The organism is Pseudoalteromonas carrageenovora IAM 12662 (assembly GCF_900239935.1).
GTDB classification, from domain to species: Bacteria; Pseudomonadota; Gammaproteobacteria; order Enterobacterales; family Alteromonadaceae; genus Pseudoalteromonas; species Pseudoalteromonas carrageenovora.
Map to the genome: position 1 here is coordinate 461774 of NZ_LT965929.1, position 15430 is coordinate 477203.

Annotated in this window: 12 protein-coding genes; 5 read left to right on the plus strand and 7 right to left on the minus strand. The window is 35.7% G+C overall.

The features are described 5' to 3' along the window. Window positions 1-22: 22 nt before the first annotated feature. The 4 genes from ALFOR1_RS18375 to ALFOR1_RS18390 form a co-directional block, all read right to left on the minus strand. Window positions 23-478 carry a PH domain-containing protein gene (locus tag ALFOR1_RS18375; RefSeq protein WP_158657448.1) on the minus strand — a complete coding sequence of 152 codons (456 nt, stop codon included), beginning with the start codon at window positions 476-478 and terminating at the stop codon, window positions 23-25. A gap of 43 nt (window positions 479-521) precedes the next feature. Then, window positions 522-773: a hypothetical protein gene (locus tag ALFOR1_RS18380; protein ID WP_058549910.1), complete on the minus strand. Its 252-nt coding sequence runs from the start codon at window positions 771-773 to the stop codon at window positions 522-524. A 31-nt stretch (window positions 774-804) separates the two neighbouring features. Beyond that, on the minus strand, window positions 805-2832 hold the full coding sequence (locus ALFOR1_RS18385) for a hybrid sensor histidine kinase/response regulator (protein WP_104643979.1): 2028 nt from the start codon (window positions 2830-2832) through the stop codon (window positions 805-807). Window positions 2833-3023: 191 nt separating this feature from the next. Continuing rightward, complete coding sequence (locus ALFOR1_RS18390; RefSeq protein ID WP_058549908.1) at window positions 3024-3245, minus strand: hypothetical protein; 222 nt, start codon at window positions 3243-3245, stop codon at window positions 3024-3026. A 546-nt stretch (window positions 3246-3791) separates the two neighbouring features. On the opposite strand from ALFOR1_RS18390, the gene ALFOR1_RS18395 reads away from it, so the two are divergent. The 3 genes from ALFOR1_RS18395 to ALFOR1_RS18405 are packed head-to-tail and all read left to right on the plus strand — an operon-like array spanning window position 3792 to window position 5925. Further along, the gene (locus tag ALFOR1_RS18395) at window positions 3792-4094 is read left to right on the plus strand and encodes a hypothetical protein (RefSeq protein WP_058549907.1); all 303 of its coding nucleotides are present in this window, start codon (window positions 3792-3794) and stop codon (window positions 4092-4094) included. Beyond that, on the plus strand, window positions 4091-5686 hold the full coding sequence (locus ALFOR1_RS18400) for a PepSY-associated TM helix domain-containing protein (protein WP_104643980.1): 1596 nt from the start codon (window positions 4091-4093) through the stop codon (window positions 5684-5686). Before ALFOR1_RS18395 ends, ALFOR1_RS18400 begins: the two co-directional genes overlap by 4 nt. A 41-nt stretch (window positions 5687-5727) precedes the next feature. Next, the gene (locus ALFOR1_RS18405; RefSeq protein ID WP_104643981.1) at window positions 5728-5925 is read left to right on the plus strand and encodes a SurA N-terminal domain-containing protein; all 198 of its coding nucleotides are present in this window, start codon (window positions 5728-5730) and stop codon (window positions 5923-5925) included. 253 nt (window positions 5926-6178) lie between these two features. On the opposite strand, the gene ALFOR1_RS18410 is transcribed toward ALFOR1_RS18405, so the two are convergent. Continuing rightward, entirely contained in the window at window positions 6179-7009 is an 831-nt protein-coding gene (locus ALFOR1_RS18410; protein WP_104643982.1) for a patatin-like phospholipase family protein, read from the minus strand. 158 nt (window positions 7010-7167) lie between these two features. Between ALFOR1_RS18410 and ALFOR1_RS18415 the strand changes: the two genes are divergently transcribed. Continuing rightward, window positions 7168-8040 (plus strand): SMP-30/gluconolactonase/LRE family protein, encoded by an 873-nt coding sequence (locus ALFOR1_RS18415; RefSeq protein WP_058549903.1) that lies wholly within the window; start codon window positions 7168-7170, stop codon window positions 8038-8040. An 11-nt stretch (window positions 8041-8051) separates the two neighbouring features. Here the strand turns inward: ALFOR1_RS18415 and ALFOR1_RS18420 are convergent, their stop codons facing one another. Continuing rightward, a complete protein-coding gene (locus ALFOR1_RS18420) occupies window positions 8052-9494 on the minus strand; it encodes a sensor domain-containing diguanylate cyclase (RefSeq protein ID WP_104643983.1) in 1443 nt (480 codons plus the stop codon). A gap of 208 nt (window positions 9495-9702) precedes the next feature. On the opposite strand from ALFOR1_RS18420, the gene ALFOR1_RS18425 reads away from it, so the two are divergent. Beyond that, the gene (locus ALFOR1_RS18425; RefSeq protein ID WP_058549901.1) at window positions 9703-10599 is read left to right on the plus strand and encodes a cation diffusion facilitator family transporter; all 897 of its coding nucleotides are present in this window, start codon (window positions 9703-9705) and stop codon (window positions 10597-10599) included. A 237-nt stretch (window positions 10600-10836) separates the two neighbouring features. Here the strand turns inward: ALFOR1_RS18425 and ALFOR1_RS18430 are convergent, their stop codons facing one another. Then, window positions 10837-15333 carry an EAL domain-containing protein gene (locus ALFOR1_RS18430; protein ID WP_104643984.1) on the minus strand — a complete coding sequence of 1499 codons (4497 nt, stop codon included), beginning with the start codon at window positions 15331-15333 and terminating at the stop codon, window positions 10837-10839. Window positions 15334-15430 lie beyond the last annotated feature (97 nt).

Genomic DNA, 15430 nt, shown 5'->3' on the forward strand with positions numbered 1-15430 from the left:
GCTTTTTTACGACTTTGAGAACTTAGTGAGGTATTCGTTCTTCAAGCCAAACTCTAAGGCTTTTAGGATCTTTAATGAAAGGTATCCTAACCCAGCTTCCATAAGCATATAAGTGGATTGTAGAATAACCAAAAATACGGCCTAAAAATGTTGTTACTTGTTCAACATTTTCGACGCTTTTGAAGCCTAGCTTGTCTTCTCTTTTTGTTAGTATTCCACTAAATACGGTTATCGAGTTGTCTTTTGCAATAACATTTATGAAAACTGCTTCCAGAATTTTATGAGAATCTTTTAGGACATAAATTGCAGGTAAGACGACTAAGCTTAGTAGAACATCATTTTTGAACTGCTCACCTATTAATTCTTGCCCTATAAATGAGAAAATTAGATAGACTAACCCTAGACCAAGAATTCGAGTACAAATTTCTCCAAATGCTTCGATGGAACGCCAGAAATTAGCAATTTTAATTGTTGGCAAAATACCTCTGTTCTATAAAGTTTTAATAAGCCGCTATAAATTATTAATCACAGCCGCCAGAATCTCCACCGCAATCATTATTAGAGTGTGAGTTATTGCTAGAATAAATTGAAGAGTCACTGCTTGTGTAAGTTGAAGAGCCACGTGATGCTTTACCACTGATAAACGTAACTAATAGCAATACGCCTGATACAATAACGACCGTTATTGATGAACTCCATTGCTCAGTAGAAATGCCTTTAAATATGGCTAAACACAATACAGTAAAGAGTAATGTTCTTATTATATTTTTCATTTTATATCCCTATTTAATCAATCAGATAATTTTATACGTTAGCTGAGCTTTGGTTATGCTCAAGCGCGTTAATAACTGCTTTTTCAAGTGTGGGTAGTTTAAAAGGCTTTGAAATAAACATATCCATACCAGCTTGTTTACAAGCAAGTTTATCTTGAGATGAGGTATTAGCGGTTATAGCTACAATATAGGTTTCTTGTTTTGGGCAGGTATTATCAGCCCTAAGCTGCTTTGTTGCCTCAAAGCCATCAAGAATTGGCATTATGCAATCCATAAAAATAAGGTCATAGTGCTTTTGTTGGCATTTTAAAATCGCGTCTTGGCCATCAACTGCAGAGTCGGCTTTAATATTCAATTTACCCAAAGAGGCGTGTAGTACCAATCTGTTGATATCGTTATCATCTACTACAAGTACAGACAGTTCACTGCCATCAGTATCTTGGTTTGTTATTAGGCTGTCTTGCTTTTGCTCTTTACCTGACTCAATTGGTATATTTAGTAAAAATGTAGTCCCTTCATTTGGCGTACTTTTTACTTTTATTGTACCGCCCATATATTCAACAAGCTCTTTAACTATGGCAAGGCCAAGCCCTGTACCGCCTTTCGAATTTTTTGCATCAACCTCTTGTGAAAAAGGAGAAAATAGCGATTCTAAAAATCCTTTGCTCATGCCTCGGCCAGTGTCGGATACTTCAATATTTAGACTTGGTGATTTTTTTGCGTGTTCAATACTTGTTTTAAGTAAAACAGAGCCATTTTCGGTAAATTTAAGCGCGTTGCTTAATAGGTTTGAGGTTATTTGGCTAAGGCGTGTGTTGTCGCTAAATGCCCAAAAAGTATCGTCAATGGTGTTTTCTACTTTAAGTGATACGTGTGTGTTTTTAAATAAGGGTGTGTATAACGACGTTAAATCTGTAAAAATAGTTTTTAGTAAAAAATCGGTAGGCTCTAGTTTTAATTCACCGTGATTAATTTTAGAAAAATCGAGTACTTCATTAATTATGCTAAGTAGGATATCAGCGCTTCTTAGTGCTACTTTTATTTTTTCGGCGCGTACTTCCTCACTATGCTCGTCAATTAATGTAGTAAGCATACCTGTAATACCATTAAGTGGCGTTCTCAGCTCATGGCTTATTTTAGCAAGTAGCATGCTCCTATCTTCAAGCAAGCGTTCGGCTTGGGCTTGCTTTTGCTTGAGCTCTTCGCGCAGTAACATAGATTCTGTTACATCTTGAAAGGTGCCAAACAATCTTATACAGCGGCCGCCGTCAAACTCAGCCTCACCAAAGGTAGATATCCACAAAATTTCATTTTTTGCGGTTACTATTTGTAAGTCTAAATTCCATTTATCGCCTTTTTCGGTGGCATTTTTGACCGCTTGACTGATGCTTTCACGGCTAGTTCCTTCTTTATAAAATTCTAAAGCTCCTTCCATTACGGGTTGGTAGTCACTTGATACTTGATGAATACGCTTAGTTTGTTCGCTCCAGTATATTTTATTTTCTATTAAATCAACTTCCCACGTACCTATGTTTGCTACGCTCTCTAGCTTTAATAAGGTATTACTGTTTTTTATAAGTTGCTCTTTAGTTTGCGAACGCGCAAATTCCGAACCGAGCCATTGCGCGAATAGCTCTATATAGTCGTATGCGTCGTCATTAAAAGCGAGGGAGTCTTTTGCTGATGAAAAGTTAACAGTGCCAAATACTTTATCTCCAATTTTTATAGGAGCACCAATATATGACTCTAGCTGAAAATTAATGTAGCAGGGGTGGTTTGCTATAGCGCTTTGCGATGCTTTATGAAAGGCAAGTGCAGATCCAGCACCGAGCGTATGTACGCAATAGGTGCCTTGTAAATCAAATACAGTACCGGGTAAAAGTGAGTTGTCGGGGGTTATAGCATGTAAAACGATGTAACTGTTTTCATCTACTTTACTAACAATACCTAGCTCAAGATCGAATACTTTTAGCCCAAAGATCAAAAGCTTATTAATTTTGCTTTCAAAATCAAGAGCTTGATTTGATACAATGTCGTGAAAACGCCTTAAAAAATTCAAAAGAAAACACCCCGTAAGCTTTTGTTAAATTTATAAAATATGCTAGCCAATTAAGGCGTTTTTATTATTTAATGGCCAGTTTAGCAGTTTTAGTAAGTAATAACTAAAATTGGTGGCATTTTAATTTATAAGTCTATGTTTTATATAAAGCAAAATACTGCGCTGAATAAATAATACTCAGCGCTAAGTATTTAGTAGGTAGAGTTAGGTGTGTACTCTGGATTAATGTCGCCACCCACTTCATCAGGGTCAACATCGTTTATAAGCAATGTTTCTCGCACGGCTTCTATGTGATCAAGTACTGTTTGATAACGCTCGCCATACTCATATTTTGTTACCTCAATGGCTTGTGGCATATACGTAAATGCAATTTTAAGTGCGTGTAAGGCTTCAGGGTTGATTTTTTCGCTCATGATTTCCCTCTAATTAAACGTAAGCTAGGTTTAATAAAATAACACCAAATACAATACGGTAAATACTAAAACGATTCAAAAAGTGAAATTTTCTAAAAATATATTAAGAGCTTACAGATAAAAGGGTGGTTATAAGCCTAGTAACTAAGCTAACACAAAGCGTTGTTAAGCCTATTAAAAGAACACACCCAGTAAAGATATTACGATATGAACCCACAAACAGTTATCTTAAATACTTTATAAAAGTGATTAACTTGATACTTGACCCCGTTAAGGCAGTATGTGAACGATCAGTTGAAAATACATTGTAAGCCTTATTTATTTCTTAACATAGAGCATGTAATGCATCTTAATTTATTAGTTTTATAAAAATAATAACTGTACTACAAGGTCTTAGAATGAATGTTTGTAATTGCGGATAATACATACTTGTTATTTATGAAGGTTTTTAAGTTAATTAAGCAAAAGTACATTTAATTAATTGCTTTTATTTACAAATACGCAATATAATAAAAACAATTATCATTTACAAACTTTGCAGCATAAATGTTTAAAGTATCGAAAAATAATAAAAGCACTTTTAAAGCAATTAAAAGGCGACACTTTTTAGCGTGTGTTGTGGCACTTATTACCGCAGTAATAATAATCCCCGGAATGACGACTTATTTACCTTTTCATATGAATGAGCAAATTTTACTCCCAATTATGCTTTTTCCGATTATTTGGGTTGGGCTTTTTATGTATGCCTATTTAGCTGAACATGTATGGCAACCATTTGCTGTAATGTTGCTGCTGAGCATCTCACACGGGTTATTAAGTTTACTAGCAGTGATGCAGGGGAAAGCATGAAATCAATTACGTTAAAAAAGTTATTTTTAATGCACAGCTGGGTTGGCATATTAACTTCAGTACTATTATTTATTGTGGCATTTAGTGGCGCATTAGCTGTACTTAGCCGACCTGAATTAAAAATTTGGGCTAATCCTGAATTACAATCAACTCAAATAGTACCAAGTAGTGATATAAACACATTAGTTAATCAATATTATAAACAAGTACCCAGTGCATTTGGTGAGAATATCCACGTATTTATGCCAAGCGGTCATAATTTTTATTTGCTGACACTTGTTTTTGAATCGCACCATGGAGATGAAAACTATTCCCAAGAGGTGGCCCGTGTATTTCAGTTTCACCCAGATTCGTTGGCCTTGGTTGATAGCTACTACGGCCCAAGTAAAGAATTTTATGCAAATAAAAAAACAGATGCGCCGAGTTATATTGGAGAGTTTCATGCTGATTTGCATTTAGGTAGGCCTATAGGACTAATTTTAACTGGATTTTTAGGACTTACTCTATTAATAAGCGCGGTCACAGGGTTATTTATTCATAGAAAGATGTTTAAAGAGCTGTTTACTTTTAGGCGGAGCAAGGGCTTAGATATAGCTATTAGCGATGCCCATAAAGTGATGGGAATTTGGGGGAGTGTATTTAATATTGTTATTGGTTTTACTGGTGCATTTTTAGGTCTTGCAACCATTATATTGTTGCCAGCCGCTGCATTTGTCAGTTTTGGTGGCGATCAAGATAAGCTAATAGAAACATTTACTGCTATCCCCGAGCCGGTAGTTAGTCATATAGAGCAACCAACTAATATTGACGCTATTTTAGAAAATGCCAAATCTCGCTTTCCTAAAGCAGTGATTATTGATGCAACAATTATGGCAAACAACGACGCTAACGCTCAAGTATATTTGCGCTTGCTAGGAGGTGAAGCCGTTGCCTCTCAATTATTGCATTACCGCGGTGATGGCGAATTTGTAAAGTCGATGAGCAGCTTTGGGGATATATCAGGTATATCAATAAAGGTAATAGAGGTGTTATTTCCACTGCACTTTGGCAACTTTGCTGGGATATTTATAAAGCTATTGTGGGTAATTCTTGGATTAACAACGGCTCTTTTACCTCTTTCGGGCATGATGATGTGGCTATCTAAACGCACCAGAGGGAGTAATCCTACTTTAAGTGTTCAAGCTTATACGCGTTGGAATCGTTTTATTATTGGCAGTTGTGGTGGATTGGTTTTAGCAAGCTTTGTGCTTTTTCCATTACAAATAGTATTGAATTACAGCGTTGATGGCGCTTTGCAAAATGCTTTTTTTGGACCTGTGTTTTTTTATAGCTGGTTAGGTTGGCTTTTAGTTAGTTTATTGCCAATGCATCACACCTTTTATTTTAAACTTACGCTTTTATTATGTGGCGCTGCGCTAAGTGCGGTGATGCCATTTAACATTCTAATAGGTCAAAATAATATTATGAATTTTAATAGCGCACTTGTTGTGATTGTTGATTCGTTATTTATGTTGATAGGCCTTACGTTTATTTGGGCTGGATTAAAGCTCAAATTGACAAAACAGCCGATACTTGAGGCTCAAACAGTATGAATATAACATTGATTTTTTGTGCTGTTTTGAGTCTCGTTTTCATGACACTCATTATACGTAAAAGCGCTAGTTCAAAAATTATTAAAGTAATTTACAGCCTTATTTCATTAATTATATCGTTTGTTTGTTTTGCAAACGTGTACGGTTTAGTTGGCGGAATAATTACAGGTGTTGCATGCTTAATGTGCGTAGGGCTTTTAACCGCATTTATAACAGGTAAAGCGCTCAAAGGTTATTAAAGGGTGTGTTGATCTTTGATGGGTGAACATGCGGTGCCCTTTGAGTTTTTTCTAGGGACGATCAATTTTTTGTTGCCTACATGGATGTGGGTAAGGGGCGTAAGCAGGACTTCAAGCTTTGCTCGGTTTTACTTTATTCTTAAAAGCCAGTAGGGCAGCGCAGGAGCAGTTACCGGGCCACTAGGATACAGACCTCGCCGCGATTTAATCTTTTTGGATTGAACAAATTTCAATCCACAAAGATCAACACTCCCTATCTTAAAAAATCTTTGGCTGCGTCTATACCCATAGTGTATCCGTTATTCAGTAGCTTTAATTTTTTAGTTGTACGGCCTACCCTAAAATTAGCTGGTGGCGCAATTATATTCATTTTACAGTCACTTGGCGGGTTTAGTATAAAGTCGATACTTTGGTTGTATACGTGTGACCTATTTAAAGATGCTTGAATAAGCGCTGGGTAACTTTTGTACACTTTTTTAGTAAGCCATGGGGCTTTGCTTGGTTTTTTACGATAGCCCAGCGGTTGAGATAGCACCACGGTAATTTCTTTTGCCCCCATTTCATATGCTTTTAAAACTGGGATTGAGTCGGCTACACCGCCGTCTGTCATTGGCTCATTATTAATTACAGGGTAATCGCGATAGGCAATAGGAATAGCGCAAGAAGCTTTGAGTTGCTCAACCATCTCGCTGCTTGTGGCTTTTAAATAATGTGCTGCACCGGTGTTTATAGCAGTAGATACAATGTAAAACTCGGGCTGGTTTTGTTCAAACACTTCGGTTTTAAGGCGTATTTCACGTATTGTTTCTTGCCAAAGCCAATCTAAGTCAAATAAATGACCACCTTTAATAAAGCGTTTTACGTTTATAAATTCAGGCCTACATGAATAATCGGTAATCACGGTATAATTGCGCTTTGGTTGATTACATAAATAGGCTGCAATATTGGTGGCTCCGGCCGATACGCCAAAATAGCGTTCAAAAGGTTGATGCTGCTGATTTAAAAATTCATCAAGCACGCCAGCTGCAAAAATACCGCGCATGGCACCGCCTTCTACCACAAGAGTGTTTTTATTATTGTTCATTTTACAATCCTTTTATGACTCTTGATATTATCAACTCGATCTAAAAAATGCGATAGAGATAGTAGAAGAAAAATTAAAACGTATGACTGATCGCGCCAATTACGCTTTTCTGATAAGGTTTAGTATCACAAGGCATTGTTAATAAAGAACAACTATTTATGTTTGATCCTACCGTATCTGTTTTTGAAAACACACAACACCAGCTAGCCGAAAGCCCGCTCTGGCATCCGCTGTTAAATACGTTGTTTTGGGTAGATATAAATAAAAAGCAACTTTTAAGTAAAGGCATTAAAGATATATGTAGAGTGAATACCATTACAATGCCCGATACACTCAGTGCCTTAGCATGGATTGATGAGAGTCACTTATTATTAAGTACAAGCACTGGTTTATATAAATATCATATTGAGTCACATAGCCGTGAGCTTATTATTAATATTGAACAAGATCATTTAAAGAGGCGTAGTAATGATGGTCGAGCTGATCCATGGGGGGGGTTTTGGTTAAGTACCATGGATATAAATGCTAAAAAAGGTGAGGGGAAAATTTATCGGTATTACAAACAGCAACTCATTGAGGTTATTACCGACTTAAGTATTCCTAATGGTTTATGTTTTGATAAGTCTCGTTTACGCGGATATTACTGCGACTCATTAACGAGTTGTATTTATGTAATAAGTTTAAATGAGCTTACCGGTGAGCCTTGCTCTAAACCTAGTGTATTTTACCAATTTTCTAATACAGATGTTGACCCTGATGGGTGCGTGCTAGATAAGTGCGGTAACTTATGGGTTGCAGTATGGGATATGGGATGCGTTATGTGTTTATCCCCACAAGCTGAGCTACTCACAACGATTAAGCTACCAGCTACTAAAGTAACGTGCACTGCGTTTGGTGGTAAAAATGCAGAGACCCTATTTGTCACTTCTGCATTTGATGAGCAATACAAAGAGGCAAAAGAACAACAAGGCATGATATTTCAAATTTCAGGCATAAATAACGGGCGATTTGACCCCCCCGTTATAGTGTGATTATTAAGTACTTACTTATAGAGTGCGACTTGGTTTCTGCCTGTATTTTTTGCATCGTAAAGTGCTTTATCGGCACCACTTATAAGGCTTTGCGCAGTTGTTTTTTTACACGGAATTAAACTATAAACCCCCATGCTTATAGTGAGCTGCTTACTAACAGTGGAGTAGTTATGTTCTATTGCTAATTCTGCCATTTTTTGCTGGATTAGCGCTGCAAATTTTAAGCTGTTATCGGTATCTGTTGCGGGTAAAATAATCGCAAATTCTTCTCCGCCGTATCGAGCTGCCAAATCACCTTGGCGTTTACACATGGCTTTTAACGCTTGCGCTACAGATTTTAAAACTTCATCGCCTTGCTGGTGTCCGTAATTATCGTTATATTTTTTGAAAAAATCTATGTCGCACATTATCAAACCTATAGGTTGCTGGTAGCGCGTGCAGCGAAGTAGTTCGTTTTTTAGTGTGTCGTCAAAGCAACGGCGGTTAGCTATATCGGTTAAACCATCGGTATTAACTTGTTCATTAAGTTTTAAATTTGCTGTGATGAGTTGTTGCTGAATATATTGAAGTTCATTCTTAAAGTTTATATTTTTAAAAGCATTCGCTACCATTTCACCAACTAACTTTAGCCTAATTAAATCTAAGTCTGTCCATTGCCTTTTTTGCTTTACACAGTCACAGCCAATAAACCCAACTAGTTCTTTATCGTAACGTAGGCCAATACATAAAACTGACTGTATTTCTTCAGACTGTAATTCTTCTTTTTCTTTGATTGCTTTCTTAGGAAGCTTTTCAACATCATTTACTTTAAAAAGGTGAGTACTATTCATTAAACTTGTGAAGTAGGGCAGTGAGTTTTTAGGTATATGTTGTAGCTTATCTTTAAATGGCTCAACCCCTTGATTGACCCATTCATGAGTGTTTCTCATTGACTTTCCATCGTCTGAGAATTTAAATAAATAGCTTCTATCGGCAAAGCAAACAGTACCAATTGCTTTTAAGGCAAACTCTATATGAGTATTAATTTCGTCACTTTGAATATCAATTAAGTCGGTAGAAATTTTTGAAATGATTTTGTCGAAGTTGTATTGTTCATCTTCGCTTTGTTTAATAATTTCAAAGGTTACAATGTGTACGCTATCACTGAGCTGAGCAAGCTTTGCATTTATTAATGAATTTGTATTTGCTTTCCCTAGGAGAATATTTGAACTTGTATTTATGACTAAATATTTATCAAATAGCTCTCGGAATATTAATTGCTTTTTGCTTTCTGGGTTTGTGAGGGTGAGGTGCTTAAAGTCGACATCATCGAAATTATTATGTGGAGATAGCTCAAATAAACTTTGTGCTTGAGAGTTAGCTTTGTAAGTCTTTTTTTTAGCATCATAAAGTACAACGGCAAAAGGGATTAGCTTTATAGTACTCCAAGTATCTTCTACTGATTTAAAGCCCACTCATTGCTCCATATGAAATTAAATATTAACTCAATATTTTTATTATTGTTTATCTATTATTTAGTACAGTTTTGGCTAATTTACTAAGTTTTTAGTGCGTTTATTTGGCCTTCGCATTACAATTGCAACTGTATATCATTACCCATTTCTACTCTAAGCCTCCTACCGGCTTATTTGCAATTTTAAGTATAGGTTATTCAAGCATTTCATGACAGAAATCACTACACACCAGGCATCACGCCGTCGGTTGCTTATTGCTTTGGCAATAACATGTTCATTTATGGTTATTCAGGTTGTTGGCGCTTACTACTCTAATTCCCTAGCAGTACTTGCCGATGCAGGGCATTTGTTTGTGCATAATAGCTCGCTATTTATTGCATTGATTGCTTCTAGCCTCGCTATTCATTTTGCTAAAACCTATAACGATGGACACCAACGAGCAGAGCTGATTGGTGGTTTAATAAACGGAACGCTCTATTTAGCTATTAGCTTAATTATTTTGTATGAAGGGGGCGAGCGCTTTATACATCAGCACGAAGGCAATGAGCTTGCTATTAATAGTTATTTAATGTCGGTTATTGCAGCCATTGGCTTTTTATTTCATGGTGCTGCAGCTTGGGTTTTATATAAAGGTCGCAAGGCGAGTATTAATGTATATGCTGTATTCTTGCACTCATTTTTTGACTTAATATCTACAGTGTCGACCTTTGTGGCTGGTATTTTAATTTACCTAACCGGCTGGACGGTCATTGATATTTTATCGAGTATGCTTATAGCGTCGTTTGTATTATTCACAGGTATAAAGGTTATTATTAGCTGTATAAAAGGTTTACGTTTAAATAAAGCGAAGCTGCCTAAAGTGGCTGATATAGAACATGAAATTACAAATATGGAACATGTTCATAATGTTCACAATGTAACTGTTTCTCGAAAAGATAAAGATATAGTCGTTGGCGCACATGTTGTGCTTAAACAGCACTGTACTATTGAAAAGCATGACGAAGCGTGCCGAATGAAAGTAGAGCAGCTACTTAGCAGTAAATTTAAAGTCAAAAATAGTGTGCTTCAAATTGAAAGCCATGAGTGTCATCATATTCATAGCTAAGTAAACGAGCCCGTATTAAGGGGGCTCTTATACCAATCCGCATAAATCTTTGATCAATTTAACGAATTAAATTGTACTATAACGTCGTTAAAAATTTTTATTTAGAACAACTAGATACAAAAATTTTTGCCTAGTTCTAGCATAATTTTCTTAACATTAAATAGACCTCATATATAGGCAGATTGGTATTAGTATTTTATACGCAGCTCTAAAGCTTATTTAACCGCTAAAACTTACTTAAAGTAAATTTGTAATCTCTTCAAAGGTTTTGCCATTACATAAATCTTGTGCTGTCATTGGTTTGGCGAAGTAATAACCTTGTAATACGTGACAGCCTAAAGCAGAAAGAAATATAATTTGTTCATGAGTTTCTACCCCTTCTGCAATACAATACAAGCCAAGGTTATCAGCTAAAGAATAGATTGTTTTAATTATTGATTCGTTATTTTTATCAAGGCCTATGCTTTGTACAAAGCTTTGATCAATTTTAATAACATTAATCGGAAACTGGCTTAAATAGGTCAGTGATGAATAGCCCGTTCCAAAGTCATCAAGTAATAATTTAAATCCTGCTGTTTTTAGTTTGTGTAATTGTTTTGACGCTTTTTGTTTATCTTCTAGGAGCGTGCTTTCGGTTATTTCAAGGCGTAATTGCTTTGGATTTATATTGTGAGCACTTAAAATAGCCACTAAGCGACTCGCTATATGTATTTTTAAAATATGCTTAGGTGATAAGTTCAGAGATATATAAAACAGTGGGTTATTATTAAGTAAAGGAGCTAAATCAGTTAAAGCACGCTTTAATGCTTGCTCGGTTAACTTTTCGATTAACCCAGTCTCTTCAGCTACGGGTATAAACACAGCCGGAGAGATAAATTGTCCTTTATTCTCCCAGCGCATAAGTAATTCAACTCCATTTATTGTTTTAGCGTGTAAATCAACAATGGGTTGGTAATGATTAAATAGCAGATTTTCTTTTGTTGCATCTTTTAAGTCGTTTTCTAGGATGAGCTTTTGTTTGATTTGCTCGTTCATCTTTTCATTAAAAAACTTAAACCCATTACGGCCAGCTTGTTTAGCTTGCATCATCGCAACGTCGGCATTTCGGATCAGAGTATCAGTAGAGTTTGCGTCATTAGGATAAAGTGCAACACCTATACTTGCAGATATATTAATCGAAAAATCTTCAATGCTAACTTTATTAGCAAGCTCATGGCTTATTGTTTTTACTGTATTGTTGAGTGACTCTATCGAATCAATATTTTCAATTAATACCAAAAATTCATCCCCACTTTGTCGTCCAAGTGCTGCGTTGTCACCAAGCATTGCACTCACGCGTCGTGTTATATCACACAATAATTTATCGCCAACTGCATGGCCAAATGAGTCGTTTACGGGTTTAAACTTATCTAAATCTATGAACAAAAGAGCGCATTGATTATTACTTTTTTGTACTTTAACAATTGCTTGCTCAATATTTTTATACATTAAACTACGATTCGGTAAGCGCGTTAAAGGGTCAAAGTTTGCTAAATAACGAAGCTCTGTTTCAGCGCGTTTTTGCTCTGTTAAATCTGATATAACAACCACGTAATAACTTACAGTGTTGCTTTCTTTTGCTACTGCAGTAACGCTTAAGTGAACTGGGTGCTGGGAGTTTTTTGCGGTTTTTATATGTGTATTTGTACGCCAGTTTTGTTTTGCTTTTAAAGCTTTAAAGTTAGCTGCAAATTCTCTGCATTTAGCTTTTCCAATCGCATTAATTATAAGTTTTAGGCTTAGTTTTGTTGAATGGTGTTCGTTCGAAAAAGTGTCTATAAAGCTATTATTAGCAGAAAATGGCATCAGTCGATCATCCAAAATTAACAGCCAATCGGTAATTTGGCTAAATGCCTCGCCTAAAATATTTGCTTGTTGCTCATTAGCACGTTGCTCAGTAATATTTGTATAAATGCCTGAAACATACTGTGCTTCACTCGTGTGTTCCTTATACATAATTTGACCGAGGTCTTGATACCAAAGCCAGTGACCCTCTTTATGCTTTAAGCGGTAGGTAGATTGCCAATGTTGCTGTTTATTTTGTTTAATATAGGCGTACCATTGAGCTTCAACTCTTCGTCTATCATCAGGGTGAATAAGTAAAAAATAACGTTCTATGCTTAGTCGTTCAGGTAAATTAAAGTAGCCTAATTCTGAGCCTCTTTGCGTGTTAACCGTGTGATCACTAAAACGATAATTCCATACGCCACTTTTGTTGTTTTTAAGCGCGAGCTCAGTTTGTTTTTGTGAATGAATAGTTTCTCTTTGTGCACTTTCTATTGCTACTTGGCGGTTTCTGTACTGCCAAAATAATAAAAAGAATATTAAGAATATTCCTATAAGGTATAGCGCATAAGCAAGAGGCGACTGCCACGGTGCGTAGGCAACACTAAAGTTAAGTGACCGTTGCTCGCCAATACTTGTATCATTTTGATTTACAACGGAAACCGTTAATGAGTAATCGCCAGGCTGTAATTTCGTAAAAAACACCTGATTTGTTTTTAATTCGTCATAAATAAGTGGATTTGCACCTGAAAGAACTACTTTATAGCGTGTGCTTTCTTTATTTATGTAGTCAAAGTTTGAAAATTTCACAGTTAAACCCACATCGTCGTAAGCAAGTTTTAGAGGCTTGTATTTATACTTATTTGGATAGTACGTTAGGTTTTTGGAAAGTAAGTTGATATCAGTAATTTCTAAGTTAGTATGCGTTGATTGATCTGTGGAGTTAAAATCAGTCGGATCGAACTGTAATATGCCATGATAACTGCCAAAAGCTATGTGCTTGTTATTTAAAATAACACCGGAAATAGCACTAAATTTATTATTATTGAGTCCATCTTTTACGGTGTAACTTGTTATATTTTGGGTATCTAAATTTAGCTGATATAAGCCATTTTCACTGCTCGCCCATAAATTACGATTATTGTCTGCGAGCAACATATAAATTGAGTTGGTTTCTAGCGCATTTTTAATGTTAAAAGTGTGCTTTCGTTCATAAGTTTTAGTATCAAGGGCAATAAGGCCTTCTTGCGTTGTAGCAAGCCATAGTAAATTGCGTTTAGTGTCTAAATAAAAGTTTTCTACAGTATTAAATAGGTTGTTATTTTTATTATTTGATTGAAATATCGTCGTTAACGTTTCAGTTTTTTCGTGGTATCTATAAAGTTTATTTTTAGTGCTTAAAATTAGCTCCTCTGGGTAGGCGTTTAAAGGTGCATGAAAAGTGTAAGCATCTATTGGTTTTGTTTTCTCTTCTAGGCCTCTTATAGGCCTATTTTCACCTGTTTTACCATTGTAAATGTAAAACCCACTGTTAGAAATATATGCAAAAGTGTCTGGTGCTATTTGAGCAAAACCAAATAAATTTGTATTGATTAGATCACTAGTTATTAGCTCATGGCCAGATTCTTTCTCTCCAGTAACCTTGTTAAATAACTCTAAGCCATGGTAACGCGCTAACCACAAATATTGCCCCCCCTTAATATTCGCAGGGAAAATATCAAATACGGCATATTCACCATAAACTGCTTTACTGTCTGTAGATTCTAAAAAGGTTTTCACTTGCTGAGTATTTAAATTATATTTTGCAATTCCATTATCTGTACCTACCCAAAGTATATTTTCATCCTGAACAATTTTATTAATTATATTACTGTTAGGTAGAGTGATATTTTTAAAACGTTTTGTTTGTGTTGCCCACGTTAAAACACCTTGAGTACGTGAAGCAAGCCAGAGTAGACCCGATTTATCAATCATCACGTCGTTTATGGTGTTTTCTGTAATATTAAATTTGCTCTCATCAAAGCTTAAAATAAACTCGATATTTCCGGTGTGTCTAAAGTACTGAAATAGGCCACTTTGGGTAGCAATAAACTCTCCAGCGTCTGTTTTCGAGTAATCCCAAATATTATAATCTGCAACTAATGTATTTACTTGATCTGGGTTTATATTTTTATTTTTGTCGAAGGCTAAGAGATATAAACCTTCTACAGTACCAACCATTAAACCGAGCTCTGCATCAAGAGTTAAAAGTTTTATATTATTATTATCAGCAGTCACATTTTCATGTTTGTGAAGTGAAAGTGTTTGTAATTTTTTACTTTTAATATCAAGTGTGTAAATACCATTGTTAGTACCAACGTATAAGGTGTTTTTGTAAAAAGCTAGTGCTCTTATGTAATCGTCTTTATTGGTTAAAGCGGCAATTGGCGTTAATTTTTTAGTACTATGATTGTAGGTAAGTATTTGCTCATCAATGGCAAAGTATGATTGCTCATTAAGCTGTGCAACTGCCGAAATTGGTGAGTAGGTATTCGTTTTATCATCTAGTTGCCCAGAGTAAATTTTTTCTGTTTTGAGCGTATTGGGGTTTACTAAATAAGCGCCTGTAACATCGGTAGATACAATAATGTTTCCTGTAGAAGTTTCAAACAAGTCATATATGTATTGTTTATCAAGGTCGTAATCTCCGTCAAACGCGGTTACTTGATACCCGTCATAACGGTTTAAGCCTTGTGCAGTGGCAATCCATACAAATCCTATATCATCTTGTAATGAGCGTGTGACATAGCTTTGCGATAGTCCTTCATCGGTTGAAAGTCGCTGTAATTGCTGAGCATAGTTTTGAGATGCGCTCGCACTTCCAATGCAAAATAAAACAACAATGATGATAAGAAAAACCATCTTACTCATATACACTAATAAACTCGCTTTAAAACAGGTAGTGGGGGGCTTAATTTATAATTAAATATAGCATGTTTTGAAATGTCGATTACAAAAAACATCTATA